This is a genomic window from Sphingomonas sp. LR55 (assembly GCF_036856015.1).
In the GTDB taxonomy this organism is placed as follows: Bacteria; Pseudomonadota; Alphaproteobacteria; order Sphingomonadales; family Sphingomonadaceae; genus Sphingomonas.
This window is the reverse complement of record NZ_JASPFO010000001.1, coordinates 3,437,764-3,461,310: the sequence shown is the minus strand read 5'-3', so window position 1 is coordinate 3,461,310 and position 23,547 is coordinate 3,437,764. Positions and strand designations below refer to the sequence as shown.

The 23,547-nt window shown below is 65.9% G+C and carries 18 protein-coding genes and 6 pseudogenes; 11 read left to right on the top strand and 13 right to left on the bottom strand.

The window, feature by feature from the left end; genetic code table 11:
- Nucleotides 1-77: 77 nt before the first annotated feature.
- Nucleotides 78-2,666, top strand: a complete 2,589-nt coding sequence (gene pepN, locus QP181_RS16790) for an aminopeptidase N (RefSeq protein WP_333929238.1) — start codon at nucleotides 78-80, stop codon at nucleotides 2,664-2,666.
- A gap of 135 nt (nucleotides 2,667-2,801) precedes the next feature.
- Here the strand turns inward: pepN and QP181_RS16785 are convergent, their stop codons facing one another.
- Nucleotides 2,802-3,230, bottom strand: a complete 429-nt coding sequence (locus QP181_RS16785; RefSeq protein ID WP_333929237.1) for a nucleoside deaminase — start codon at nucleotides 3,228-3,230, stop codon at nucleotides 2,802-2,804.
- Nucleotides 3,231-3,290: 60 nt separating this feature from the next.
- On the bottom strand, nucleotides 3,291-3,509 hold the full coding sequence (locus QP181_RS16780) for a hypothetical protein (RefSeq protein ID WP_132895927.1): 219 nt from the start codon (nucleotides 3,507-3,509) through the stop codon (nucleotides 3,291-3,293).
- Between the two features lie 159 nt (nucleotides 3,510-3,668).
- Here QP181_RS16780 and rpmB point away from each other — a divergent pair, with 159 nt between their 5' ends.
- Complete coding sequence (gene rpmB / locus QP181_RS16775) at nucleotides 3,669-3,968, top strand: 50S ribosomal protein L28 (RefSeq protein ID WP_056053386.1); 300 nt, start codon at nucleotides 3,669-3,671, stop codon at nucleotides 3,966-3,968.
- Nucleotides 3,969-4,249: 281 nt separating this feature from the next.
- Here the strand turns inward: rpmB and QP181_RS16770 are convergent, their stop codons facing one another.
- Entirely contained in the window at nucleotides 4,250-5,275 is a 1,026-nt protein-coding gene (locus QP181_RS16770; RefSeq protein WP_333929236.1) for an esterase-like activity of phytase family protein, read from the bottom strand.
- Between the two features lie 156 nt (nucleotides 5,276-5,431).
- Here QP181_RS16770 and QP181_RS16765 point away from each other — a divergent pair, with 156 nt between their 5' ends.
- The gene (locus QP181_RS16765) at nucleotides 5,432-5,821 is read left to right on the top strand and encodes a glycine zipper 2TM domain-containing protein (RefSeq protein WP_333923887.1); all 390 of its coding nucleotides are present in this window, start codon (nucleotides 5,432-5,434) and stop codon (nucleotides 5,819-5,821) included.
- Between the two features lie 287 nt (nucleotides 5,822-6,108).
- On the opposite strand, the gene QP181_RS16760 is transcribed toward QP181_RS16765, so the two are convergent.
- From QP181_RS16760 to lgt, 6 genes are all read right to left on the bottom strand, one after another.
- Nucleotides 6,109-6,627 carry a phosphoribosyltransferase gene (locus QP181_RS16760; RefSeq protein WP_333929235.1) on the bottom strand — a complete coding sequence of 173 codons (519 nt, stop codon included), beginning with the start codon at nucleotides 6,625-6,627 and terminating at the stop codon, nucleotides 6,109-6,111.
- Between the two features lie 120 nt (nucleotides 6,628-6,747).
- Nucleotides 6,748-8,094: a cystathionine gamma-synthase family protein gene (locus QP181_RS16755; RefSeq protein ID WP_132737047.1), complete on the bottom strand. Its 1,347-nt coding sequence runs from the start codon at nucleotides 8,092-8,094 to the stop codon at nucleotides 6,748-6,750.
- Nucleotides 8,095-8,171: 77 nt separating this feature from the next.
- Complete coding sequence (pgeF, locus tag QP181_RS16750) at nucleotides 8,172-8,942, bottom strand: peptidoglycan editing factor PgeF (protein ID WP_333929234.1); 771 nt, start codon at nucleotides 8,940-8,942, stop codon at nucleotides 8,172-8,174.
- A 167-nt stretch (nucleotides 8,943-9,109) separates the two neighbouring features.
- Nucleotides 9,110-9,478: a GNAT family N-acetyltransferase gene (locus QP181_RS16745; RefSeq protein WP_333929233.1), complete on the bottom strand. Its 369-nt coding sequence runs from the start codon at nucleotides 9,476-9,478 to the stop codon at nucleotides 9,110-9,112.
- A 139-nt stretch (nucleotides 9,479-9,617) separates the two neighbouring features.
- Nucleotides 9,618-10,580, bottom strand: a complete 963-nt coding sequence (locus QP181_RS16740) for a class I SAM-dependent methyltransferase (RefSeq protein ID WP_333929232.1) — start codon at nucleotides 10,578-10,580, stop codon at nucleotides 9,618-9,620.
- 175 nt (nucleotides 10,581-10,755) lie between these two features.
- Nucleotides 10,756-11,688 (bottom strand): prolipoprotein diacylglyceryl transferase, encoded by a 933-nt coding sequence (lgt, locus tag QP181_RS16735; RefSeq protein ID WP_443026925.1) that lies wholly within the window; start codon nucleotides 11,686-11,688, stop codon nucleotides 10,756-10,758.
- A gap of 37 nt (nucleotides 11,689-11,725) precedes the next feature.
- Here lgt and QP181_RS16730 point away from each other — a divergent pair.
- The 6 genes and pseudogenes from QP181_RS16730 (at nucleotide 11,726) to phbB (ending at nucleotide 17,536) form a co-directional block, all read left to right on the top strand.
- A pseudogene (locus QP181_RS16730) lies at nucleotides 11,726-13,439 on the top strand (class I adenylate-forming enzyme family protein).
- 156 nt (nucleotides 13,440-13,595) lie between these two features.
- The gene (locus QP181_RS16725; RefSeq protein ID WP_333929231.1) at nucleotides 13,596-13,964 is read left to right on the top strand and encodes a molybdopterin cofactor-binding domain-containing protein; all 369 of its coding nucleotides are present in this window, start codon (nucleotides 13,596-13,598) and stop codon (nucleotides 13,962-13,964) included.
- Nucleotides 13,958-15,203, top strand: a pseudogene (locus tag QP181_RS20140) (molybdopterin cofactor-binding domain-containing protein); the annotation flags it as partial. The gene QP181_RS16725 and the pseudogene QP181_RS20140, both read left to right, overlap by 7 nt.
- Before the next feature lie 48 nt (nucleotides 15,204-15,251).
- Nucleotides 15,252-15,779, top strand: coding sequence for a molybdopterin cofactor-binding domain-containing protein (locus QP181_RS20135; protein WP_443027602.1), 528 nt, complete (start codon nucleotides 15,252-15,254; stop codon nucleotides 15,777-15,779).
- A 51-nt stretch (nucleotides 15,780-15,830) separates the two neighbouring features.
- Nucleotides 15,831-16,782: pseudogene (gene hemH / locus QP181_RS16710) on the top strand (ferrochelatase).
- Nucleotides 16,783-16,815: 33 nt separating this feature from the next.
- Nucleotides 16,816-17,536, top strand: a pseudogene (gene phbB / locus QP181_RS16705) (acetoacetyl-CoA reductase).
- Nucleotides 17,537-17,811: 275 nt separating this feature from the next.
- Here phbB and murA read toward each other — a convergent pair.
- Nucleotides 17,812-19,095 (bottom strand): UDP-N-acetylglucosamine 1-carboxyvinyltransferase, encoded by a 1,284-nt coding sequence (murA, locus tag QP181_RS16700; RefSeq protein WP_277983764.1) that lies wholly within the window; start codon nucleotides 19,093-19,095, stop codon nucleotides 17,812-17,814.
- A gap of 144 nt (nucleotides 19,096-19,239) precedes the next feature.
- Between murA and QP181_RS16695 the strand changes: the two are divergent.
- Together QP181_RS16695 and QP181_RS16690 are read left to right on the top strand one after the other, a co-directional pair.
- A pseudogene (locus QP181_RS16695) lies at nucleotides 19,240-19,500 on the top strand (hypothetical protein); the annotation flags it as partial.
- A gap of 127 nt (nucleotides 19,501-19,627) precedes the next feature.
- The gene (locus QP181_RS16690) at nucleotides 19,628-20,032 is read left to right on the top strand and encodes a Crp/Fnr family transcriptional regulator (RefSeq protein WP_333929229.1); all 405 of its coding nucleotides are present in this window, start codon (nucleotides 19,628-19,630) and stop codon (nucleotides 20,030-20,032) included.
- A 154-nt stretch (nucleotides 20,033-20,186) separates the two neighbouring features.
- Here QP181_RS16690 and clpS read toward each other — a convergent pair whose 3' ends face one another.
- The 3 genes and pseudogenes from clpS to QP181_RS16675 all read right to left on the bottom strand — a co-directional run bounded on the left by clpS (nucleotide 20,187) and on the right by QP181_RS16675 (nucleotide 23,226).
- Complete coding sequence (gene clpS / locus QP181_RS16685; RefSeq protein WP_333929666.1) at nucleotides 20,187-20,525, bottom strand: ATP-dependent Clp protease adapter ClpS; 339 nt, start codon at nucleotides 20,523-20,525, stop codon at nucleotides 20,187-20,189.
- Between the two features lie 179 nt (nucleotides 20,526-20,704).
- Nucleotides 20,705-21,166: a phasin family protein gene (locus tag QP181_RS16680; RefSeq protein WP_165911361.1), complete on the bottom strand. Its 462-nt coding sequence runs from the start codon at nucleotides 21,164-21,166 to the stop codon at nucleotides 20,705-20,707.
- Nucleotides 21,167-21,518: 352 nt separating this feature from the next.
- Nucleotides 21,519-23,226 (bottom strand): annotated as a pseudogene (locus QP181_RS16675) (PHA/PHB synthase family protein).
- Nucleotides 23,227-23,547: the final 321 nt, after the last annotated feature.

Sequence of the window (23,547 nt, the reverse complement as noted above, 5' to 3'; positions counted from 1 at the left end):
CAGCGGCGTAGCATCCACCGTCACCCGCGCAAGCTTTGGCTGGCGATAGGCGGGCGCGGCCCTATATTCGCAAGCATATGCTCGATATCCAGAACAGTCTCGCCCACCCGCTCGTCATTCGCCGCGAGGACTATACCCCGCCCGAGTGGCTGGTCCCCGAGACGAAACTGGAGTTCGACCTCGATCCCTCCACCACCCGCGTAACTGCAACACTGTCGGTGACGCGCAACGGCGATCACGCCGCACCGCTGCGGCTCGACGGCGCGGGCCAGAAGCCGCTGTCGGTCACGGTCGACGGCGTGGCGATCAACGACTGGCGGATCGACGGCGAACAGCTCGTCATCCCGCTCATCGGCGCCGCGCATGTCGTCGAGACGCAGGTCGAGATCGCCCCCGATCGCAACACGCAGTTGATGGGGCTCTACGCCTCGGGCGGCAATCTCTGTACGCAGTGCGAGGCGGAAGGCTTCCGCCGCATCACCTATTTCCCCGACCGCCCCGACGTGCTGAGCGTCTATTCGGTGCGGATGACCGCGGACAAAAAGCACTTCCCCGTGCTGCTCGCGAACGGCGATCCGGTCGCACAGGGCGATCTCGAAGACGGCCGCCACTGGGCGACCTGGCACGACCCCTTCCCCAAACCCTCCTATCTGTTCGCACTGGTCGCCGGCGACCTCGCCGTGAACCGCAGCAGCTTTACGACGATGTCGGGGCGCGAGGTGTTGCTCGGCATCTGGGTGCGCGAGGCCGACCTGCCCAAGACCAACCACGCGTTGAAAGCGCTCGAACTCGCAATGGCGTGGGACGAGACGACCTATGGCCGCGAGTATGATCTTGACGTGTTCAACATCGTCGCGGTCGACGACTTCAACTTCGGCGCGATGGAGAACAAGGGCCTCAACATCTTCAACTCGCGCTACATTCTCGCCGACCCGGATACCGCGACCGATTACGATTACGACGCGATCGCCGCGGTCGTCGCGCACGAATATTTTCACAACTGGTCGGGCAACCGGATCACATGCCGCGACTGGTTCCAGCTGTCGTTGAAGGAAGGCTTCACCGTCTACCGCGACCAGGGCTTCTCCGCCGACCAGGGTTCGCGCGCGGTCAAGCGGATCGAGGACGTCCGGGGCCTGCGCGCGTCGCAATTCCCCGAGGATTCGGGCCCGCTCGCGCATCCGGTACGCCCGGAATCCTACCAGGAGATCTCCAACTTCTACACCGCGACGATCTACAACAAGGGCGCCGAGCTCATCCGGATGATGGCCGCCATCCTCGGACCGCAGGGCTTCCGCGCGGGCACCGACCTGTATTTCGACCGCTACGACGGTACGGCGGCGACCTGCGAGGATTTCGTGACCTCAATGGAGGAAGGCGGCAAGGTCGACCTTACCCAGTTCCGCCTCTGGTATTCGCAGGCGGGCACGCCGCGCGTTTCGGCGAGCCTGTCGCACGACGGCGACCGCGCGACGCTACGCTTAGCGCAGCAGGTACCCGCGACGCCCGGCCAGCCGGTAAAGTCGCCGATGGTGCTGCCGTTGCGGGTTAAGTTGTTCGGTGCTCAGTCGGGTGCGGCTCTGACCGATGAGCGGCTCGTCTTGTTCGACGACACGATCGACACGATCGCGTTCGAAGGCCTCACCGAGCGCCCGGTGCTGTCGATCAACCGCGGCTTCTCCGCCCCCGTGGTGGTCGAGAGCGACCGCACCGCCGCCGATCTCGCCTTCCTCAGCGCGCACGACGACGATCCGTTCGCGCGCTACGAGGCGATGCAGCAACTGATGCTCGATACGCTGGTCGCCTCGGTCGAGGGGCGCACGGATCACGAGGGCGTGATCGCTGCGGTGGCGAACACGCTCGCCGACGCCGCGCTCGATCTGGCGTTCGTCGCAGAGGCGGTGTTGCTGCCGTCGGAAAGCTTCATCGGCGACCAGATGGCCGTCGTCGATCCCGAAGCGATCTTCCGCGCCCGCGAGGCGCTGCGCCGCGATCTCGGCACGCGGCTCGAAGCGCAATGGCGGCAGGCTTACGCGCGGGGTGAGGGCCAGCCCTACGCCTATACGCCCGAGGGCAAGGGCCTGCGTCGCCTGCGGTCGGTCGCGCTCGGCTATATAGCGGCGAGCGGCGCAGATGATGCGGCGGACCTCGCCTTCGCGCAGTTCGATTCGGCGGACAACATGACCGACCGGATGGGCGCGCTGACGACGCTGGTCAGCAGCGAGTCCGAGATCCGCACCACTGCGCTCGACATCTTCTACAGCCAATATTGCGACAATCCGCTGGTGCTCGACAAGTGGTTCCAGGCGCAGGCGCAGTCGTCGCGCGACGATACCGGCGCGATCGTCGTGGGGCTCGCCGAGCACGCCGACTTCACCCTGACCAACCCCAACCGCGCCCGTTCGCTGATCGGCGCGTTCGGCGCGAACCAGCGTGCGTTCAATAACGCCGCTGGGAGTGGGTATCGGTTCCTCGCGAACCAGTTGATCGCGCTCGACCGCCTCAACCCGCAGACTGCGGCGAAACTTCTCCCGCCGCTGGGCCGCTGGCGGCGGTTCGATGCGGAACGCGCCGGGCTGATGCGCGCGGAACTGGAGCGGATCGTGCGGACGCCGGGGTTGTCGAAGGATTTGTTCGAGCAGGCGTCTAAGAGCCTGGAAGGCTGAACTGAACCCATCCTCCCCTGCAGGGGAGGTGGCGCGAAGCGACGGAGGGGTGACACCCTGTCGACAGCAGGTCACCCCTCCGTCAGCGCCATGCGCTGCCACCTCCCCTTGCAGGGGAGGATCATGGACAATGCTCTACCGACGGCTAGCGAAGAACTCGCGCAGGATCATCGCCGCCTCGGTCTCCGCAATCCCCGCATAAATCTCAGGCCGATGATGGCACGTTGGTTGAGCAAAAAACCGCGGCCCGTGCTCGACCGCGCCACCCTTCGCATCCGGCGCCCCATAGTAGAGCCGCGCAATCCGGGCGTGCGCGATAGCCCCGACACACATCGCGCACGGCTCAAGCGTCACCCAAAGATCGCAACCCTCGAGCCGGTCACTCCCCAACGCCAGAGCAGCAGCGCGAATCGCCTGGATCTCCGCATGCGCAGTCGGATCGCACAGCGCGCGCGGCGCATTGGCCGCCGTAGCGATAATAACGCCGTCCTTAACGACAACGGCGCCGACCGGGACTTCCCCAGCCAGCGCCGCATCGCGTGCCGCGTCGAGCGCGCGGCGCATGGGTTCGGGGACGGGGAACATGGCCTCAAGCCCTGCCCCTCCGCCCGTCTCGCGTAAAGCTCAGTTCGGTGCCTGGCTGTTGGCCGGCTTCTCGACGTTGATCGTCGGCACCGCCACGGTCTTGTTCTCGGTGCCGAGCGTGACCTTGGCGACGTCCGCCTGGAACTTCGGCGCCTGGACGACGCCCTGGCGGGTCTGGTCGATATTGATGATCCCGAAATACATCAGGCCGACCACGACCAGCACCGCGATCGCGACCAGTGACAAGAGCGTACGCATAGGACATCCCCTTTTCTTGAACAGTTCGATAGCGTAACAACGTCGCCGAGCGCTGCCGGTTGCACAACACGTTTTACGTGAATCGGTTGACGAAAGCCGGCGTGCCAGCTATCCGCGCGCCTTTCCGGGGTTCCTCCCGACACTTGAATAGGTAATCACATGTCGCGCATCTGCGAACTGACCGGCAAGGGCCGGATGGTCGGGAACAACGTCTCCCACGCCAACAACAAGACCAAGCGCACGTTCCTGCCGAACCTGCAGAACGTCACGCTGCTTTCCGATTCGCTCGAGAAGGGCGTCAAGCTTCGCGTATCGACGCATGGCCTGCGCACCGTCGAGCACAATGGTGGCCTCGACAACTGGCTGGTGAAGGTCTCGGACGACAAGCTGTCGCTCCGCGTTCGTCGCCTGAAGCGCGAAGTCGTCAAGAAGATCGCAGCCTCGGCCGTCGCCGCCTAACAGCGACGTCGTACTGCGATCACCGCGGCCCGCCCTGCACCTAGCAGGGCGGGCCGTCGGCGTTTGTGGTTTGCCCGAGGTCTGCATGCGCCCGTAATTCCACAGACGCCTCCCGGGCTCCTCATCCCCTTGCCCGTCATCCCAGCGAAAGCTGGGATATTTCACGTGGCAGGCGACGCCCGCCTCACGGCAAGATCCCAGCTTTCGCTGGGATGACGGTTGCGGCGTTGTAATGACGGGTAAAGGCACGACGGGCGACGGCTGACAAACCCGCCCGGCCGCTACCGCTCCAGCCGGAACTTCAGCACCAGCGTCCGCTGGAGAACCATCTGGTTGTCGTCCGACACGATCCACACGATCGTCGTGCCGTTCTCGACTGTCGTGTCGATCCCCTCGAAATTATCGTGGATCAGCGGCGCGTCGATCGTCGCGATCAGACGGCCACGCGCGATTCGCCCGGCTGCCACATCGCGCGCCGCCACCCGCGATATCCGCGCCGAGAAGATAAACGGCAGCCGAAAACCGCGATCGAGCACGAGCAGGTCGCCATTCGGCAACGCGGTGACGTCCGATGGATCGTACCGGCCATAAGGTTCGTACGCGAATCGCTCCGGCTCCCCCGCCCCCGTCGGATCGCCCGCGAAGATCAGCGCCTGCCGCGTGTGCAACCGCTCCTCGTCCGAGCCGGACCAGTCCGGCCGCCGGACGTGCGCCTCTTCGCTGATGACGACGAATCGACCATCGGGCAGCCGCGCCATCGATTCTGGCCCGCCGTTCGCTGGCCATCGCCGCATCGCCTCAGGGTTCACGCGCGCCTCGTACCGCGCAAAGCCCGGCGCATAGCGCCAGATCGAATTGCTATCCTCGAACCCGACCCAGATCTTTCCCGTGACCGGATCTACCGCCATCGATTCGCTGTCGCGGTCGCGCTTCTCCCAGCCGATGCCGGGCCCCGCGGGCAGGTTCTTGAACGCGACCCGGTGCGGGAGCCAGTCGGCGCCCATGTCGAACTGGACGATATTGCCGCCGTCGCTGAGCAGCGTAAAGCGATTGCCGCTTGCCGTCGGCGTGACGTCCATCGACGAGAAGCCGCCAAACGCCCGATCACGACTGGCAAGCGCCACGCCCCCCAGATACGTCAGCCCCCCGACCCGCACGTGCCGCGGGTTGGTGCGATCGAGCATAACGCGCGTCGCGGTCAGCTGCGCATGCGTGCCGAGCAGATCGAGCCGCGCTTCGCCCGACCAAGTCGGCACGATTGCAACGACGCTCACGGCGACGAACAGGACAGTGAGCAGGCGCCGCATCGCATCCCTCATAGGGCGTCGGGCGATCCGCGGAAGCATGAACAGCGGATAACGGAGGCATTCAGGCTTAGCTCAATGCGAATCACCCATAAGCGTCTCATCGAGGATGGAAGCACGGCCCCCGCCGCCGCTGAAATCCCCAACGGGAGACGCACGATGTTCAAGACTTTTACACTCGCCGCCAGTGCCCTCGCATTGGGTGCGACCGCCCTCGTTCCCGCCGCCGCCGATGCGCAGCGCTGGGGCTCGCGCTACGAGCGTGGCTACGACGGCTATCAGGGTGGCGGCTACCGCGACAATGGCTACGACCGTGGCTACCGCGAGTATCGCGGCAACGATCGCCGCTACAATTACAACGCGCGCAGCCGTCGCGGTTGCGACAATTCCGGCGGCACGATCGTCGGCGCGCTCGCCGGCGGCCTGCTCGGCAACACCGTCGCGGGCCGTGGTAACCGGACGCTCGGCGCAGTCCTCGGCGCAGCCGGTGGCGCGCTCGCCGGCAACGCGATCGATAAGTCGGATAATCCGGGGTATTGCCGCCGATAGGCCCGGCAACGCCCGGGCCGATGCCAGCGACAGCGAGCAATCGCCGGCACGAACGGCGGGCAGGCCTAGCCTGACCCGACCGACGACGGCTTTGCCGACGGCGCGCCTGGCCTGAGCCCAATCAGTTTCCCAGTTCCCTCGCGTAGCGTATCGAGGGCGAGGGCCGGTTTCCCGTTCGGAAGCCGGCCCTTTGTTCGTCTATGGCTTTCCTGCGAACGCAGGAACCCAGGGTTACTCAGCCCAGCCCCCGAAACCCTAGACTCCTGCGTTCGCAGGAGAACAAGAAATTACGCGATCCGCTCGGGCACTTCCGCCGCATCCTCCGCGATCGCCGCGGCCGGCGCGACGGCTTCCCAAGGAAACACGAACCAGTCCTTCGTCACCGCCCGGTCGATAACCCGCGCGCTATAGTCGATCCGCTCCGCCGACCTGACGTTATCGATCAGCATCGCGAACCGCACCGATCCCTCGACCGCCCCCGCCGCAGCGAGCGCCCCGCGCAGATGCGTGATCGTCCGCCCCGAATCGTTGATGTCATCGAGGAACAGCAGCCGCTCGCCATCCCGCGTCCGCTTGGCCAGCTTGACCAGCGGCTCGTCGGCAAAGTCCTTCACCTGGCTCGAATAATCGACCGACAGGGTCGGCAGCCCGATCGCATGGCTGAGGAACACCGCCGGCACGAGCCCACCGCGGCCGATGCCGATGATGTAGTCGGGTTTCCACGCGATATCCTCGACCAGCTTGGCGGCGAGGATGTGGATCGCGGCGACGAACTCGTGCTGCGGGATAGGGGTAAAGATCGGCATCCTTACCTGCTACCGGCTTGCGACTGTGAGAGCTAGACGTTCTCCTGCGAAAGCAGGAGCCCAGGGTTACGGGTGCCGCGATCGTGACCCTGGACTCCCGCGTTCGCGGGAGAACACTACTCAGATCGTCTCCAGCGCCTGCTCGAAATCGGCGATCAGATCGTCCGGATCCTCCACCCCGATCGAAATCCGGACAAGGTTGTCGGTGATCCCCAGCGCCTGCTTCCGCGCATCGGGCACCGAAAGATGCGTCATCCCAGCCGGATGGCTCGCCAACGTCTCGGTCCCACCCAGCGACACCGCCAGCTTGGCGATCTTCAGCGCATCGAGGAACGCGAAGCTCTCGCGCTCGCCACCCTTGAGATACAACGAGAAGGTCGAGCCCCCACCGGTACAATGCCGGCGATAGATATCCGCCTGCCGCTCCATGCCCGGCTCGTCCTCGAGGAAACCGAGATACGCGACCCGCTCCACCTTCGGATGATGGCGCAGGAAGCCACACACCTTCGCCGCATTCTCGCCCGCACGGCTCATCCGCAGTTCCAGCGTCTCCAGCGATCGCAGCAGCATCCACGCGGTATTCGGATCGGTGATCGTCCCGATCGTGTTCCGCATGGTCCGGATCGTGTTGATGTGCTCCTTCGACCCCAGCACGCCGCCCGCGACCAGATCCGAATGCCCGCCGACATACTTGGTCAGCGAGTACACGACGATATCCGCACCATGCTTGAGCGGCTGGAACCACAGCGGCCCGAGGAAGGTGTTGTCGATCGCAATCGGTGGCTTCTCGCCCTTGAAGATTGCGTCCCGGCTGGCCTGGACCGCCTCGACGTCGACCAGTGCATTGGTCGGGTTCGCCGGGCTTTCCAGATAGATCAACGCGACGTTGCCGGTCGCCGCCTCGGTCATCACCGCATCGATCTCCTCGCGCGTCGCACCCGCCGGGAAGTCGAGCCACTTGACCCCGAACTTGCCGAGCACGCGGCCGATCAGCGTCTCGGTCGCCGCGTACAACGGCCCCGAATGGACGATCGTGTCACCCGGCTTGACCATCGCGAGGAACAGCGTCGCGATCGCCGACATGCCCGACGAGAAGGCGAGCGCGTCCTCCGCCTCTTCCCAGACGCCGAGGCGATCCTCGAGGATCTCCTGGTTCGGGCCGTTGAAGCGCGAATAGACGAGCCCCTCGGCACCGCCCGGACGCTTGCCGGTGACGCCTTCGAAGTGACGCTTGCCCGCCGCCGCGTTGGGAAACACGAAGGTCGAGGTGAGGAAGATCGGCGGCTTCAGCGAGCCTTCCGACAGCGACGGGTCGTAACCATGACCCATCATCAAGGTCGACGGCTTCAGCTTGCGACCGCCGATCTTCTCGACCTCGGGCTTAGGCGCGACGCGTGCCGCGACTCCGGTCAGATCGGCTTCGGTTTCCGCGGGAACGGCACCGGCGTTATTCGGGGTATCGGACATCAATAAACTCCTGCGTGGCCCGTCTTATGCGAGCCGATGTGCGGAGCCTAAACGACCAGCGCAGGCTTTGGGAGGCGTTACAGCCCGATGATGCTGATCTGGCGCCCATAAGAGGGTTCGCCGCGATGGGTCGCGCGCCGATAACTGAAGAAGCGCGTCTCGCCCCCGTCTTTGGCGGCATAGGTGTCGAGCCCGAGCGCCTCGATCCGCCCGATCCCGGCGACCGCGAGCCGGCTGACGACATAGGCCTCGAGATCGAACTGGTAATGATCCGCACGGCCATCCGCAAAGAAACGTTCGTTCTCCGGATCCGCCTCGCAGAACCGCCGGATGAAGCCGTCGTCGACCTCGTAGCTGGCGCGCGCGATGCACGGCCCGACCGCGGCGACGATCCGGTCGCGGTGCGCGCCGATCGCCTCCATCGCGAGGATCGTGGAGTCGGTAACGCCGCCGAGCGCGCCTTTCCACCCGGCATGCGCGGCCGCGACGACACCGGCCTCCCGGTCGGCGAACAGCACGGGTGCACAGTCCGCGGTGAGGATGCCGAGCGCGAGGCCCGGGCGATTGGTGACCAGTGCGTCGGCATGCGGGCGTATCGCATCGTCGAACGGCTCAGTCACGGTGACCGCGTCGGCCGAGTGGACCTGATAGAGCCCGACGAGTTTCGCGCCCGGCAGGACGGCTTCGGTCGCACGGCGACGGTTCTCAGCGATGGCGGCGGGGTCGTCGTCAGACCCGATACCGACATTGAGGCTCGCATACGCACCGGTCGACATGCCCCCACGCCGGCCAAGAAAGCCGTGGGGAATATCGCCAAGCGCCTTCGCACGGATGACGTCGATGGTCATTTCAGGTCACCCAACATCAAACACATCCCCACCCCGGCGAAGGCCGGGGCCCAGTTGGGTGACGTTGCTAACAGCAAGCAACGCGCCGTTACCAAGACCTTCCAACTGGGCCCCGCCTCCGCCGGGGCGGTGGCCTTTCGCTGCGATGTCTCTGGAAGCACGGATCATCACAGCACCAACCGCATGATGCGGTCGTCATCCGGTTGTTCGCCAACCATGAACACATACCGCCCGATCTCGACGAAGCCGTAGCGCTGGTAGAATCGGTGCGCCCGGTGGTTGTCGACATACACGCTCAGGATGATCTCCGTCCGCCCCTCGGCGCGTGCGACATCGATCGCCCAGTCCATCAAAGCCGGGCCGACACCCGCACCATGCTGGTCGCTGCGCACATAAAGCTGATAAAGTTCGACCGCGGTCGCAGGCCAATCGCCAGGAAAGGCAACAGGGCCGATCTTGGCAAATCCGACGATCTCACCCGCCGCGTCCACCGCGACACGCACCGTGAAGGCAGGGTCGGACAGCTGCGCCGGCAACCCTTTTCTCCGAACGCTTGCTCGAGAAACGCAGCGAGGTCTTCAGGCCGGTACAGCGTACCGAACGTATCGGTGAAAGACTGCTTCGCCATCGCGCCGAGTTCTGCACCGTCGGCGGGCACCGCATCGCGATAGGCGATCACGCAAACGCCGCCGGGGTCGGCCAATTTGGCGCGGTGATCGCGAGCGCTTTGAAAAGAGTACCCATGTCGTCCATCAACCTCCTCCGATCCGCCGCCAATGCTTCCGCACGCGCAGGCGACGCCTTGGCGAGCGCGGATGTCCGCGGATCGATCCCAAGTCCGCCGAGCAGGTCACGCTGGCTCACCGGCCCCCACGCGACCGCCCCCTCGGTCTGCGCCGCGGCGGCAAGCGTCGTAAAATCGACATGCGCGGTCAGGTCGTGCTCGCCTGGCGCCTCGAACGGGTTGGCGAACGCGTGGCTGCGGACCGCCTGCAAGGTGTCGCCGAGTGCCGGCCCCTCATACCCATAGTCGATCGCGATCAGCGCACCGCCCTGCGCGGCGATCCGCTTGGCGAGGCCGCGGACGATGGTAACGGCAGCGGGTGACGTCTCGAGAATCGAGCCCGCGGGGGCATCGCGGAACGGCTCGGGAATGACTGCGTCGGGCAGCGGCTTGCCGGCGATCGGCAGGAACAGCAGGTCCTGCGCCGCGACCAGGCGTTCGTGCCACTGCGCGCGCTTCACCAATTGCCGGATCGGCAGCGCATCGAAGAACTCGTTGGCGACGACGATCAGCGGGCGATCGGTCGGCAGCGTATCGATCGTATCGTGCCAGGTCGCTGTCGGCACGCGCTCGGCCTGCGCCTTCCGCAGCGCCGGGCTGGTCTCGACGAAATGGATCTCGGGGTTGAAGCCAGCCTTCGCCATCGCTCGCCCGGCGTCGGCGGCAAGCGTACCGCGGCCCGGCCCGAGCTCGACCCACGCCACGTCCGGCCGCCCAGCCCGGTCCCACAGATCGGCGCACCAAAGACCGATCAGCTCGCCGAACATCTGGCTAATCTCAGGCGCAGTAGTGAAGTCCCCCGCAGCTCCCAGCGGATCACGCGTCGCATAATAGTGCACGTTGGCCGCCGCCATATACTGCGCAACGGGGATCGGCCCCGCGAGCGCGATCGCCCGGGCGAGACGTTCGGGAAGGGCGGCTTCGATTCCCCTTCCGCTTGCGGGAGGGGTTAGGGAGGGGCTGGATTATCTTTGGCCATGACATTTGCGGCCATGCCCTCCCCAACCCCTCCCGCAAGCGGGAGGGGAGCTAAGCGACGCTCTGCGTCCCCGCGATCGACTCGACCCGCACGCGCCGTTTGGCCGACGTCACCACCAGATATCCGCCGCCAATGATCATCGGCACGCACAGCCACTGCCCCATGTGCAGCCCGGTATGCTCGGCAAACGCCCGCAGCTGCGAATCCGGCTCGCGGAAGAATTCGACGATAAACCGAGCGATCCCGTAGCCCAGCACGAACAACCCGACGAGCTTGCCCGGATCATACCGCGCCTTGGTCTTCCAGAATGCGAACCACAGCAGCGCGAACAGGAGGATACCCTCCAGCCCCGCCTCGTACAGCTGGCTCGGATGCCGCGCCGGCTCGACCATCCCGAACGGCACGGTGCGCTCGAAGATGATCCCCCACGCGACGTTGGTCGGCTTGCCCCAGAGCTCGCCGTTGACGAAGTTCGCCAGCCGCCCGAAAAACAGCCCGAACGGTACGCAGCACGCGATATAATCGTGGACGCGCAACCAGTTGAGCTGATGTTTCCGCGCGAACAGGATAAGCCCGATCGACGTGCCGATCACCCCGCCGTGGAACGACATCCCGCCGTCCCAGAGCCGGAAGATCCGCAGCGGATGCAGGAACATCTCGGGCGCGTAGAAGATCACGTAACCGAGCCGCCCGCCGAGAATGATGCCGAGCGTCGCGTAGAACACCAGGTCGTCGGCATGCCGCCGCGCCATCGGTGCACCGGGCTGGGCCAGCAGCTTCAGGAGATACCACCAGCCGAGCAGGATCCCGCCGATATAGGCAAGGCTGTACCAGCGCAGCGTGAAGAAGCCGATCGAGAAGACGTCGGGGTGGAGCCCGAGATCCTCGAAGCGGATGTGACTGCCGACGGCAGGCGCTACGCCCGCAGCGGCGATAATGGTCGACAGGATCAAAGGCTTTTCCCCACGCGTTCGCCCCTGCATAAAGACCGATAACGATAAGACCAAGTAGGAGAGCGATATGCGGACCGAGCTAGACCTAGCTATGGATTCGACGATGGCCGCGCTGACCGCGCCCGACGGGATGCTCGCGCTCGGATCGGTCGAGCGGTTCGGCGTCACGCTGCCGACGATCGCCGCCGCGCCGCCCGCGCTCAGCTATTATTTCGCGCACTACGCCAACGAGCACCGCGACGCCGTCTTCCTCGTCTCCGGCGCCGAACGGCTGACCTTCGGCGAGGTCTACGCCGCCGCCGAACGTTGCGCGCGCGCCCTCGTCGGCGGGTACGGCATCGCCAAGGGCGACCGCGTCGGCATCGCCAAGGGCGACCGCGTCGGCATCGCGATGCGCAATTCGCCGTCGTGGATCGTCCTCTACATGGGCATCATCATGGCCGGCGGCGTCGCAACCCTGCTCAACGGCTGGTGGCAGTCGGAGGAACTGGAGACCGCGATCGGCGAGGTCGATTGCGCACTCGTGTTCGCCGATCCGCCGCGGGTGAAGCGCCTCGCGCAGATCGCAGGCCTACGCGCGCCGGTGGTCGAGATCGATGATTCGCGACCGCTTGCCGAAGCTCTCGCGCAGGTATGCGCAAAGGACGATCACACCGCCGACCTGCCGCTGCTCGGACCCGAGGATCATGCGACGATCCTGTTCACGAGCGGATCAACCGGCCAGTCGAAGGGCGCGCTGTCCGAGCATCGCGCGGTCGTGCAGGGTATCTTCAACTATCTCGGCCAGGCGATGATGATGGTCGGGATCGCCACCGCGCAAGGCAATCCGCCGGTCGGCCAGCCGGTCACGCTGCTGACCATCCCGCTGTTCCATATCACCGGCGAAGTGCCGGTCTTCCTCCAGAGCTTCGCGATGGGCCGCAAGCTCGTGCTGATGCCGAAATGGGATGCGGGCGAGGCGATGCGGCTGATCGAGTCGGAGGGCGTCACCTATTTTGTCGGTGTTCCCCTCATGAGCTTCGAAATCCTCAACCACCCCGATCGCGCGAACTACGACCTGTCGACCGTCACCGATTTTGCCGCGGGCGGTGCGCCGCGCCCGGTCGATCACGTCCGCCGGATCGACGCGGAGATGGGCGGAAGCGCGCCGCTGATCGGCTACGGCCTCACCGAGACCAACGCGGTCGGCACCGGCAACTGGCGCGGCAACTACCTCGCCAAACCCAATTCCGCCGGCCGCCCCGGCGCTCGCTTTGGTCGAGTTGGCCATTCTCGACGACGCCGGCCACCCGGTCGACCAAGGCCAGCGCGGCGAGGTCTGCATCCGCTCGATCTGCAACTTCAAGGAATATTGGAACCGCCCCGACGCGACCGCGGCGGCGTTCACGTCGGACGGCTATTTCCGCACCGGCGACATCGGCTATCTCGACGAGGACGGCTATCTGTTCATCGTCGACCGCAAGAAGGACATCATCATCCGCGGCGGTGAGAACATCTCGTGCCAGGAGGTCGAGGCGGCGTTGTACGAGCATCCGGCGGTCGCGGAGGCCGCCGTATTCGGGTTGGCGGACGAGCGGTTCGGCGAGGTGCCCGGTGCGGTGGTGGTCCCGCAGGACGGCGAGACGCTGACCCCGGACGACCTGACCGCGTTCCTCCACCAGCACATCGCCGCGTTCAAGATACCGCAGCGGATCTGGATTTCCGACGAGCCGTTGCCAAGACTGGGGACGGAGAAGATCGACAAGGTCTCGCTAAAAGCCACGTATAGAGCGCTGGCCTAATATCCCTCAACCCTCCGGGGAGAGGGAGGGAGGAGCCGCTTGGCGACGGAAGGGTGAGGGGCATGGGACTCCCGGCACGGCCCAGGAGATCCACTCCCCTCATCCGCCGCTCCGCGCCACCTTCTCCCCGTGGGGGAGAAGGATTAGAGCGCACCGATGATCAACAGGCGCAGCATACTCGTCGGCGGCGGCGCGGGGATAGGGCTCGTCGTCGCCTGGGGCCTCTGGCCGCGAACCTACGCCCCCAATCTCGTCGCCAACCCCGGCGAAACCCCGTTCGGTGCCTGGCTCAAGATCGGCACCGACGGCCACGTCACCGTCGCCGTCCCGCAGGTCGAGCACGGCCAGGGCGTCTACACCACCCTCCCCCAGATCGTCGCGGACGAGCTCGGCGCGGACTGGCGCACGATCGGCGTCGAGCCCGCCCCCTCAACCCGCTCTACGCCAACCCAATCGGCACGCACGACCTGTTCGAAGGCCTGTTCGACCGCCTCCCAGCCGGCACGACGCAGCCACCGATGCTGACCGGAGGATCGAGCTCGATCCGGATGTTCGAGCAAGCCTGCCGTCAGGCTGGCGCAGGCGCCCGCGCGCTGCTCTGCATGGCGGCGGCCAAGCGCTGGGACGCCGACTGGACCCAGGTGAACGTCGACGCGGGCTTCTGCACCTACCAAACCAAGCGCATCCGCTTCGCCGAACTCGCCGAAGAGGCCGCGAAGTTCACGCTCCCCGATCCCCTCCCGCTCGGTATCCAGGGTGCAGGCAAGCTGGTCGGCAAATCGGTCCCTCGCCTCGACACCCCCTCGAAAGTCGACGGCTCGGCGAACTTCGCTGGCGACGTCCGCCTCGCCGACATGGTCCACGCCGCGATCCGCCAGGGCCCGGTCGGCGGTCGCCTAACAAAGGTCGACCGTGCCGCCGCCGACCGCATCCGCGGCGTGCTCTCGATCGTCGAGAACCCGCGTTGGGTGGCCGCGGTGGCGACGACGTGGTGGGCGGCGCAGAAGGCGCTCGACGCGCTCGCGCCGCGGTTCGAGAACGACGCCCCACTGCCCGATACCAAGTCGATCGACGCTGCACTGGATGCGGCGCTTACGCGACCGGGCACGCGAATGGCCGAGACGGGCGACGTCGCCGCAACCTTCCAAGGCGCCAACCTCGTCACGGCGACCTACCGCGCCGGCCTTGGCCTGCACGCGGCGATCGAGACGCGCAGCGCGACTGCGTCCTTCTCTAACGGCCGGCTCGAACTCTGGCTGGCGACGCAAGCACCGGGGCTCGCGCGATCGGCTGCGGCGCGCGGCGGGTCTCAGCGAAAACTCTGTCGTCGTTCACCCGATGCTGGTCGGCGGATCGTTCGGCTCCGCGCTGGAGCACGACGTCGCCGAGCAAGCCGCCGTCCTCGCGATCAAGCTTCGCCGGCCAGTCAGCCTCGTCTGGTCGCGCGGCGAGGACTCGCTTCACGATCACTACCGCCCGCCCGCCGTCGCGAAGATGGCCGCACGGCTCGCCCCCAACGGCGCGATCATGGGCTGGTCGGCAAACATCGCCGCCCCCTCCACCGGCGCCGAGATAGCCCGCCGCATGATGCCAGGACTCGCCACCGAAGCCGCGCTGATCGGCACGAACGGCGACCGCTACGCCGTGGCGGGTGCAACGCCCGCCTATCGCATCCCCGCCTATGCGATCGAGCACCACCCGGCCGAGATCGGTATACCCACCGGCCACCTGCGCGGCGGCGCGCATGGCTACACCGCGTTCTTCACCGAATGCTTCCTCGACGAACTCGCACGCACGGCACAGTCCGAACCGATGTCGTTCCGGATCGGCATGCTCGGCGGCGAACCGCGACTCGCGCGCTGCCTGTCGACCGCGGCAGCCCTCGGCGGCTGGAACGGCGGCGTTGCAGGCAGCGGCCAGGGGATCGCAGCCCACGCGTTCCGAGGCAGCTATATCGCCGTGATGGCCGAGGCGCACATGGGCGCGGACCAGCACCCGGTGGTCGACCGCCTCGTCGCCGTGGTCGACTGCGGCGCGCAGATCAACCCCAACATCGTCCGCCAGCAGATCGAGGGCGGGCTGATCTTCGGCATGGCCGCCGCACTCGGCGCGTCGACAGGTTTCTCCCGCGGCCTTGCCGACGCACGCGGGTTCGACACGATCGCCCTGCCCCGCCTCGCCGACACGCCCGACATCACCGTCGAGGTCATTCGCAGCGAGGAGGCCCCCGGTGGCGTAAGCGAACTCGGCGTCCCCGCTGTCGCGCCGGCAATCGCCAATGCGCTCTATGCGTCAACGGGCTTCCGCATCCGCAATTTGCCTTTAAGACCAGCGCCATGACCCTGCCCCCGATCACCCCCGATTCCCAAGCCCCGCATCGGCGTGTTGCTGATGAATCTCGGCACGCCCGACGGCCCCGATGCGAAATCGGTGAAGCGCTATCTCGGCGAGTTCCTGTCCGATCTCGCGCGTCGTCGAGATCCCGCAGATCGCGTGGCAGCCCATATTGCGCGGCATCATCCTCAACACGCGCCCGAAAAAATCCGCGCACGCCTATGCGCAGGTCTGGCGCGACGATGGCTCGCCATTGGCCGCCATCACCCGGTTGCAGGCGGCGGCGCTGAAGGACTCGTTCGGACCGGAAGTGCTGGTCGACTGGGCCATGCGCTACGGCAATCCATCGATTTCGGACCGGTTGACCGCGATGAAGGCGGCGGGCTGCGAACGCATCCTGCTCGCGCCGCTTTACCCGCAATATTGCGCAGCAACGACCGCGACCGCGAACGACAAGGCGTTCAAGCACCTCGCCGGTCTGCGCTGGCAGCCGGCGATCCGCACGCTGCCGCCATACTATGACGACACGCTCTATATCGACGCGCTGAAGGACTCGCTCGAAGAGGGGCTCTCCGCGCTCGATTTCACGCCCGATGCGATCGTCGCCAGCTTCCACGGGATGCCGAAGCGGACGTTGCAGCAGGGCGATCCGTATCACTGCCACTGCCAGAAGACCGCGCGACTGCTCGGCGAGCGGATAGGGCGCGAGTTGACGATCGCGTTCCAGTCACGGTTCGGGCCGCAGAAGTGGCTGGGTCCGGCGACCGACGAGACGCTCGTCGCGCTCGCCAAGGCAGGCAAGACCAAGGTCGCGATCTTCGCGCCGGGCTTCTCCGCCGATTGCCTGGAGACGCTGGAGGAACTGTCGATCCGCGGGCGCGAGAGCTTCGAAGAGGCTGGCGGGACGCACTTCGCCTACCTTCCCTGCCTCAACGACAGCCCCGTCGGCGTGGAAATGTTGCGCAGCATTTTGGCGCGCGAGCTTGAAGGATGGGTGCGGGCTGTCTAGCCTCCGGCAAAAGGCTGAACCGAGGAGAGACTGATGGCACGCGTGGCAATTGTAACCGGTGGTACGCGCGGAATCGGCGAAGCGATCAGTCTCGCATTGCAGGACATGGGCCTAACCGTGGCGGCAACCTATGCCGGCAACGACGACCGCGCCCGCGAGTTCACCGAGCGCACCGGGATCAAGGCGTACAAGTGGGACGTCGCCGACTATGATGCGTGCCAGGCCGGCTGCGCGCAGGTCGCCGCCGATCTGGGCGATGTGGACATCGTCGTGAACAACGCCGGCATCACCCGCGACGGCACCATCCTGAAGATGACGTACCAGGATTGGAAGGAGGTGATGGACACCAATCTTGGCGGTTGTTTCAACATGGCCAAGGCGGTGTTCCCCGGCATGCGCACGCGCAAATGGGGGCGGATCGTTAACATCGGCTCGATCAACGGGCAGGCTGGGCAGTACGGCCAGGTGAACTATGCTGCGGCGAAGTCTGGCATTCACGGGTTCACGAAAGCCTTGGCCCAGGAGGGCGCACGTGCGGGCGTGACGGTGAATGCGATCGCGCCGGGGTATATCGATACGGACATGGTGGCGGCGGTGCCGGCCGACGTGCTGGAGAAGATCGTGGCGAAGATTCCGGTCGGGCGACTGGGTCAGGCTACCGAGATCGCGCGGGGTGGCGTTCCTATGCTCGGAAGAGGGTGGGTTCGTTACTGGGTCTACGCTTAGCATCAATGGCGGGCAGCACATGTACTGACGGGCGCAGGCAGCGCAAAGCGCGGCCGATGCCCGCGAGCAAAGCGAGACGGGCAGCGCCCGGCACGGCCGGCGGGTCGGCCAGGCCGAACCCGTCCGACGGCGGCTTTGCCGGCGGCGCCGAGTAGAGGTCTACCGGATTACCAAGGTCGGTCTTGCTTGATCCTGGGCCCCCGCCTTCGCGAGGGAACTGCCCAGCAACGACCCTAAGCGCGTATCAGGACGACCTTTCCAATTGGGCCCCGGCCTCCGCCGGGGTGGAGGAAAGGTCCAGCCTCACCCGTCGCTGGCGCGCTCAATATCCGCGCCAACGGCGCTCAGCTTCTCCTCCAACCGCTCATACCCGCGGTCGAGATGATACACCCGGCCCACAGACGTCTCGCCATCCGCCGCGAGCCCCGCCAGAATCAAGCTCATCGACGCCCGAAGATCCGTCGCCATCACCTGTGCGCCGACCAGCTTATCGACGCCGCGCACGACCGCGGTTCGCCCCCGAACCTGAATATCCGCCCCCATCCGCGCCAGCTCCGGCACGTGCATGTAGCGGTTCTCGAAGATCGTCTCGGTCAGCACGCTCGCACCGTCCGCTTTGCACAGCATCGCCATGAACTGCGCCTGCATGTCCGTTGCGAAGCCAGGGTACGGCGCGGTCGACAGCGTCAGCGGCTTCAACGAACCGTCGGACGCAACGCGGACGCCGTCCTTGGTCGGCGTCACCGACACGCCCGCCTCGACCAGCGCATCGAACGTCGCGCCCATGTCGGCGACATCCACGCCGACCAGTTCCAGGTCGCCGCCGGTGATCGCCGCCGCACACGCGTAGCTGCCCGCCTCGATGCGGTCGGGCATCACGGCGTAAGTCGCGCCGTGGAGACGGTCGCGGCCTTCGATCGTCAGCGTCTCGGTGCCGATCCCGTCGATCGACGCGCCCATCGCGACGAGGCAGTTGCAGAGGTCGACGATCTCGGGCTCGCGTGCAGCGTTCTCGATCACGCTCGTTCCCTTGGCGAGTACCGCCGCCATCACGACGTTCTCGGTCGCGCCGACCGACACGATCGGGAAGCGGAAGCGTCCGCCCGGCAGGCGTCCACCCGGCGCGATCGCCTTCACATAGCCCGCCGCCATCTCGAGCTCGGCACCGATCGCTTCCAAAGCGCGCAGGTGGAGGTCAATCGGCCGATTGCCGATCGCACAGCCGCCCGGCAGCGACACCGTCGCCTCGCCGCCCCGCCCGAGCAGCGGCCCGAGCACCAGGATCGACGCGCGCATCTTGCGGACGATGTCGTACGGCGCCTCGGTCGAGGTCAAATTGCCCGCACGGATCGTCATCACCCGGCCGAAATCCTCGGGCCGCGTCCCCTGGATCGCGGTCGACGCGCCAAGCTGGTTGAGCAGGTGGCCGAAGCCGTCGACATCCGCCAGTCGCGGCAGATTGCGCAACGTCAGCGGCTCTTCGGTCAGCAACGCGCACGGCATCAGCGTGAGCGCGGCGTTCTTCGCGCCGGAGATGGGCAAGCGCCCGGACAGGCGATTGCCGCCGCGAATGAGAATACGGTCCATCCCGGGTGTCTATCGCGGCTGGCGTTCTGCGCAAGGGCCGCGCATCGATCGGGCGACAGGCGGACGCTGCGCGAGGCCAAGTCCCGCGCTGGGACCCGCCTCGCGCCCTCACTAGCGCTAACGCCCCGCGCTTGATCGACTTTAATGCGCGGAAATCCTAGCTTTGCTCTGTGGTTCTTGAACATTGGGGACCATTACAGAGTGCCGGACAGCTGCTTCGCCGACCGCGTCGGCGATCTCATCGACTTGTCGATGAACGAAAAGGCTGCGCTAGCGCGGTTGGAGGACCGCCCGCGCGACTTGCGTCGCGGTGCCGTCCTCGTGCGCGAAAACGATCCGCAGGCCGAACTCTTCATCCTGCAACGCGGCATGGCGATGAGCTATGTGCTGCTCGACGACGGCAGCCGCCAGATTTTGCGCTTTCTCTATGCCGGCGACATGCTGGCGGTCTCGGCGCTGGTCTATCGCGATCTCGCCCGAGACGGTGGTCGCGCTGACCGACTGCACCGTGTGCGCGTTCGATCGCTCGGCGATGACTGCACTCGTCACCGATCATCCGCGGCTGTCGGCGATCATCATGGTGATGAACCAGATGGAGAAGGTGGCGCTGACCGACCGCCTCGCCGCGCTGGGTCGCACCTCGGCCAAGGCACGGATCGCGGCGTTGCTGATCGAGATGCGCAACCGGATGCGGATGCGCGACCGGGCGATGGGCAACAGCTTCACGCTCGGGCTGACGCAGGAGGAGATCGGCGATGCCACCGGGCTCACCGCGGTGCACGTCAACCGGATGCTGCGCCAGTTGGAAGAGGACGGGTTGATCCGGCGCGAGGCTGGCTGCGTGACGTTGCTCAACGAGGCGATGCTGGCGCAGGCGGCGAATTATATCGACCGGTTCGATCGGCTGGACCTGCGCTGGCTTCCGCCCGCGCGGTAACTGCTTGATCCTCCCCCGCCAGGGGAGGTGGCGCCGAAGGTGACGGAGGGGGAGGTACGCGCCAACCCTCGCTCCATGTCCGCCCCCTCCGTCTGGCAAGGGCCAGCCACCTCCCCCTTGCGGGGGAGGATCAGTTCAATTCAAACGGTAAGGCTCACGCCTTTTCGAGCGTGCACTGGAGCGGATGCTGGTTCTGGCGGGCGAAATCCATGACCTGCGACACCTTGGTCTCGGCGACCTCGTAGCTGAACGTCCCGCAGACCCCGACGCCCTTCTGGTGGACATGCAGCATCACGCGCGTCGCGGCCTCCATGTCCATGCGGAAGAAGCGCTGGAGACACAGCACGACGAACTCCATCGGCGTGTAGTCGTCGTTGAGCATCAGCACGCGGTACGGCGTCGGCTGTTTGGTCTTTGCGCGCGCTTTGGTCGCGATGCCGGCACCGGTGCCGTCATTGCCATCCTCGCCACCATCGTCGCGGCGCTCGGCCATCATCACGGCCAGCTTCATTTCGGGGGTCAACACCATGCTGCCAAAATATGGCATGCCGGGGGGCAAGGGCAAGGGGCGCCCGCACACCCCACGCGAAATCCGCAAACGAAAAAGGGGCGACCGTCGCATGACGGCCGCCCCCTTCTCGTCGCACCGCGCGAAGGCGTGGCGCTATCGACTTACGCCGAGATCTTCATCTTGTCGGTCGCGACCGCAACGCGGTTCGAGATCGGCTGGGCGAACTCGCCGAACATCTTGAGCATCCGCTCGGTCGAGCGCGAGCCCTCGGCGATCATCGTGTCGAACGCGGTACGCGCGTAATCACCCTGGAGCTTCATGAACTCGGTCGGCGACTTGGCGGCGGCCAGCGTCTTGGCGGCTTCGGTCGCGCTCTCGAACGAGGTCTTGGCGTATTCGGCGGCTTCGTGGCCGAGCGCTTCGACGTTCTTCGCGGCGATCTTCGACGATTCGACCAGTGCCTCGATGTTACCCTTGCCGAAGGCGGTCATGTCTTCGACCATCTTCGCCGACTTCTCCATCGCGCCCTTGGCCTGCTCGCTGAACTCGCTGGTGGTGGTGCCGCTGAACCCGTTGGTGAACAGGGCCTTGGTCTTCTCGGTGATGCTCTGGATCGTGTCCATCGTGGCGTCCTTTGGTTCGCTGGCTAGGGTTTCACTAGCTGGGATCCCCGACGGCGCGACGGCCAGAATCGGGGCGGGAGTGTCCGGTTGCGGCGATACAAAAGCAGCCGCGGGAGGTATGTCGATCGCCGGCGTCTTGGCGACCGGCCTGGGTGCCGGTTGAGCCGGCTTGGCGACGGTCCGAGGAGCCTTCGCGGTGGCGACGGGCTTCGAACCGGCCTTGGCCGTCCGTTTCACGATATCCACCATCCACGCACCTCTCTTCGGAGTTATGTCGTGGTCCTTGATACACGATTCGCGGCGTCGCACAATGAAATTGTGCACTGCACCATGACGTTAACGGAAGGTAGCGCTACCGGGTTTTGACATACTCGCCAGGCGCATCGCCAAGCGCCGCGAGGGCCCCCTTGCCGGGATTCCTAACCCCTTTGGCTGCCACGGTTTTCGGATCGATCGCGCGGACCCATTCGACCCAGTCGGGCCACCAGCTTCCCTTGGTCTCGGTCGCCCCTGCAACGAAGTCGTCGAGCGTCGTATGCGGCGAGGGATTGGTCCAAAACTGATACTTGCCCGCATCCGGCGGGTTCACGACTCCGGCGATGTGGCCCGACCCCGCCAGCACGAACTTCAGCGGCCCGGCGAACAGCTGGGTCAGCTTCCACACGCTTTCGGCCGGCGCGATATGGTCCTCGCGCCCCGCCTGGACGTAAGCGGGTGTCGTCACCTTGGTGAGGTCGATCGGCGTCCCGTCCACCGTCATCGTGCCCGTGACCAGCAGATTGTCGCGGTACAGATCGGTCAGATAGCTCAGATGCCATTTTGCCGGCAGGTTGGTGGTGTCGCCATTCCAGTGGAGCAGGTCGAACGGCACGTAATCCTGCCCCAGCAGGTAATTCTGCGTGACGTAGTTCCAGATCAGGTCGCGCCCACGGAGCAGGTTGAACGTCGTCGCCATGTAGCGCCCGTCGAGAAACCCCTCGGGCGACAGCGACGCGACCATCTTCAACTGCTCGTCGTCGATGAAATGTTGCAACTCGCCCGCCTGCGCGAAATCGACCTGCGCAGTGAAGAACGTCGCGCTCGCCACCTTCGCCGCCTCACCGCGTGCGGTAAGTAGCGCGAGCGTCGCCGCCAGCGTCGTCCCCGCCACGCAATAGCCGATCGTGTGTACCGCCGGCACCCTCAGCGCAGTCCGCACCGTGTCGATCGCGTCGATCTGCGCGGCGATATAATCGTCCCAGACGATGTCCTTCATGCTCGCGTCGGCGGACTTCCACGACACCATGAACACGGTGATGCCCTGCTCGACTGCCCAGCGGATGAAGCTCTTCTCGGGCGTCAGGTCGAGGATGTAGAACCGGTTGATCCACGGCGGAAAGATGACCAGCGGTGTCGCCAGCACCTTGTCCGTGGTCGGGCTGTACTGGATCAGTTCGTAAAGCGGCGTGCGCTTGACCACTTTCCCCGGCGTCATCGCCAGGTTTCGGCCGAGTTCGAACGCGCCGTCGGGCGTATGCGTCACCTGCCCGCGGGCAAGATCCGCCATCATGTTCTGCAGACCCTTCAGCAGATTCTCGCCGCGCGTCTCGATCGTCTTCTCGATCACCTGCGGGTTGGTCAGCGCGAAGTTGGTCGGACTCATCGCGTCGACGAACCCCTTGGTCGCGAACCGCAACTGCTCCTTCTGCTTGGGATCGAGCCCGTCGACCGCCTCGACGCCGCGGAGCATGTGGTCGCCGATCAGTTCGTAACTCTGACGGATCAGGTCGAACACCGGCTCGCGCCACTGCGGCGCCTTGAAGCGCTTGTCGGTGATGGGCGCGGGATCGGGCGCCTTGGCGGGATCGAGAAACCGCTGCCACAATGTCAGGCTCTCGGTCCAGAAATCGCGCGCGTTCCAGCGTGGCGGGGTCGGTGAAGCCCGGAATCGCGGGGATGCCCTCGGACTTGGTCTGCATCGCCGCCAAGCCCTGCTCCATCATCATCTGCTGCGCACGACCCATCACCCAGGTCCAATGCTGGAGATCGGGCAGGCTCGGAGTAGGAGGAGTTTCGGCCATGACGTCCTCTGCTTTTTCCGGAGCTTAACGCAGGTGTGGGCCAAGCGGAAGGCGACTGTCACTTGCCCCTGCCGTCACTTGCCCCTGCCGTCACTCGTCTCTGCCGTCACTCGCAACAAAGCCCGCCACCCGAGAAAAGCCCGTCGCCCGAGAAAAGCGCGTCACTCGCAACAAAACCCGTCACCCCAGCGAAAGCTGGGGTATCCCGGTTCGGGCCACACCCTTCGACAACAGGGATACCCCAGCTTTCGCTGGGGTGACGGGAGAGGTGGAATTTGGAGCAACGGCGGGCTGCCTCGGCCCGCCTCCTCGCAATACGCA

Bases quoted from the DNA above. Each gene is read 5' to 3' on its own strand.
- QP181_RS20135 (WP_443027602.1), top strand. From the start codon at position 15,252: ATGTCGTTCCGGATCGGCATGCTCGGCGGCGAACCGCGACTCGCGCGC.
- QP181_RS16785 (WP_333929237.1), bottom strand. From the start codon at position 3,230: ATGCGCCGCGCGCTCGACGCGGCACGCGATGCGGCGCTGGCTGGGGAA.
- QP181_RS16780 (WP_132895927.1), bottom strand. From the start codon at position 3,509: ATGCGTACGCTCTTGTCACTGGTCGCGATCGCGGTGCTGGTCGTGGTC.
- pepN (WP_333929238.1), top strand. From the start codon at position 78: ATGCTCGATATCCAGAACAGTCTCGCCCACCCGCTCGTCATTCGCCGC.
- QP181_RS16740 (WP_333929232.1), bottom strand. From the start codon at position 10,580: ATGGCGGCGGCCAACGTGCACTATTATGCGACGCGTGATCCGCTGGGA.
- clpS (WP_333929666.1), bottom strand. From the start codon at position 20,525: ATGGCCGAGCGCCGCGACGATGGTGGCGAGGATGGCAATGACGGCACC.
- pgeF (WP_333929234.1), bottom strand. From the start codon at position 8,942: ATGACCATCGACGTCATCCGTGCGAAGGCGCTTGGCGATATTCCCCAC.
- QP181_RS16770 (WP_333929236.1), bottom strand. From the start codon at position 5,275: ATGCGGCGCCTGCTCACTGTCCTGTTCGTCGCCGTGAGCGTCGTTGCA.
- QP181_RS16680 (WP_165911361.1), bottom strand. From the start codon at position 21,166: ATGGACACGATCCAGAGCATCACCGAGAAGACCAAGGCCCTGTTCACC.
- QP181_RS16760 (WP_333929235.1), bottom strand. From the start codon at position 6,627: ATGCCGATCTTTACCCCTATCCCGCAGCACGAGTTCGTCGCCGCGATC.
- QP181_RS16755 (WP_132737047.1), bottom strand. From the start codon at position 8,094: ATGTCCGATACCCCGAATAACGCCGGTGCCGTTCCCGCGGAAACCGAA.
- murA (WP_277983764.1), bottom strand. From the start codon at position 19,095: ATGGACCGTATTCTCATTCGCGGCGGCAATCGCCTGTCCGGGCGCTTG.
- QP181_RS16690 (WP_333929229.1), top strand. From the start codon at position 19,628: ATGACTGCACTCGTCACCGATCATCCGCGGCTGTCGGCGATCATCATG.
- rpmB (WP_056053386.1), top strand. From the start codon at position 3,669: ATGTCGCGCATCTGCGAACTGACCGGCAAGGGCCGGATGGTCGGGAAC.
- QP181_RS16765 (WP_333923887.1), top strand. From the start codon at position 5,432: ATGTTCAAGACTTTTACACTCGCCGCCAGTGCCCTCGCATTGGGTGCG.
- lgt (WP_443026925.1), bottom strand. From the start codon at position 11,688: ATGCAGGGGCGAACGCGTGGGGAAAAGCCTTTGATCCTGTCGACCATT.
- QP181_RS16725 (WP_333929231.1), top strand. From the start codon at position 13,596: ATGATCAACAGGCGCAGCATACTCGTCGGCGGCGGCGCGGGGATAGGG.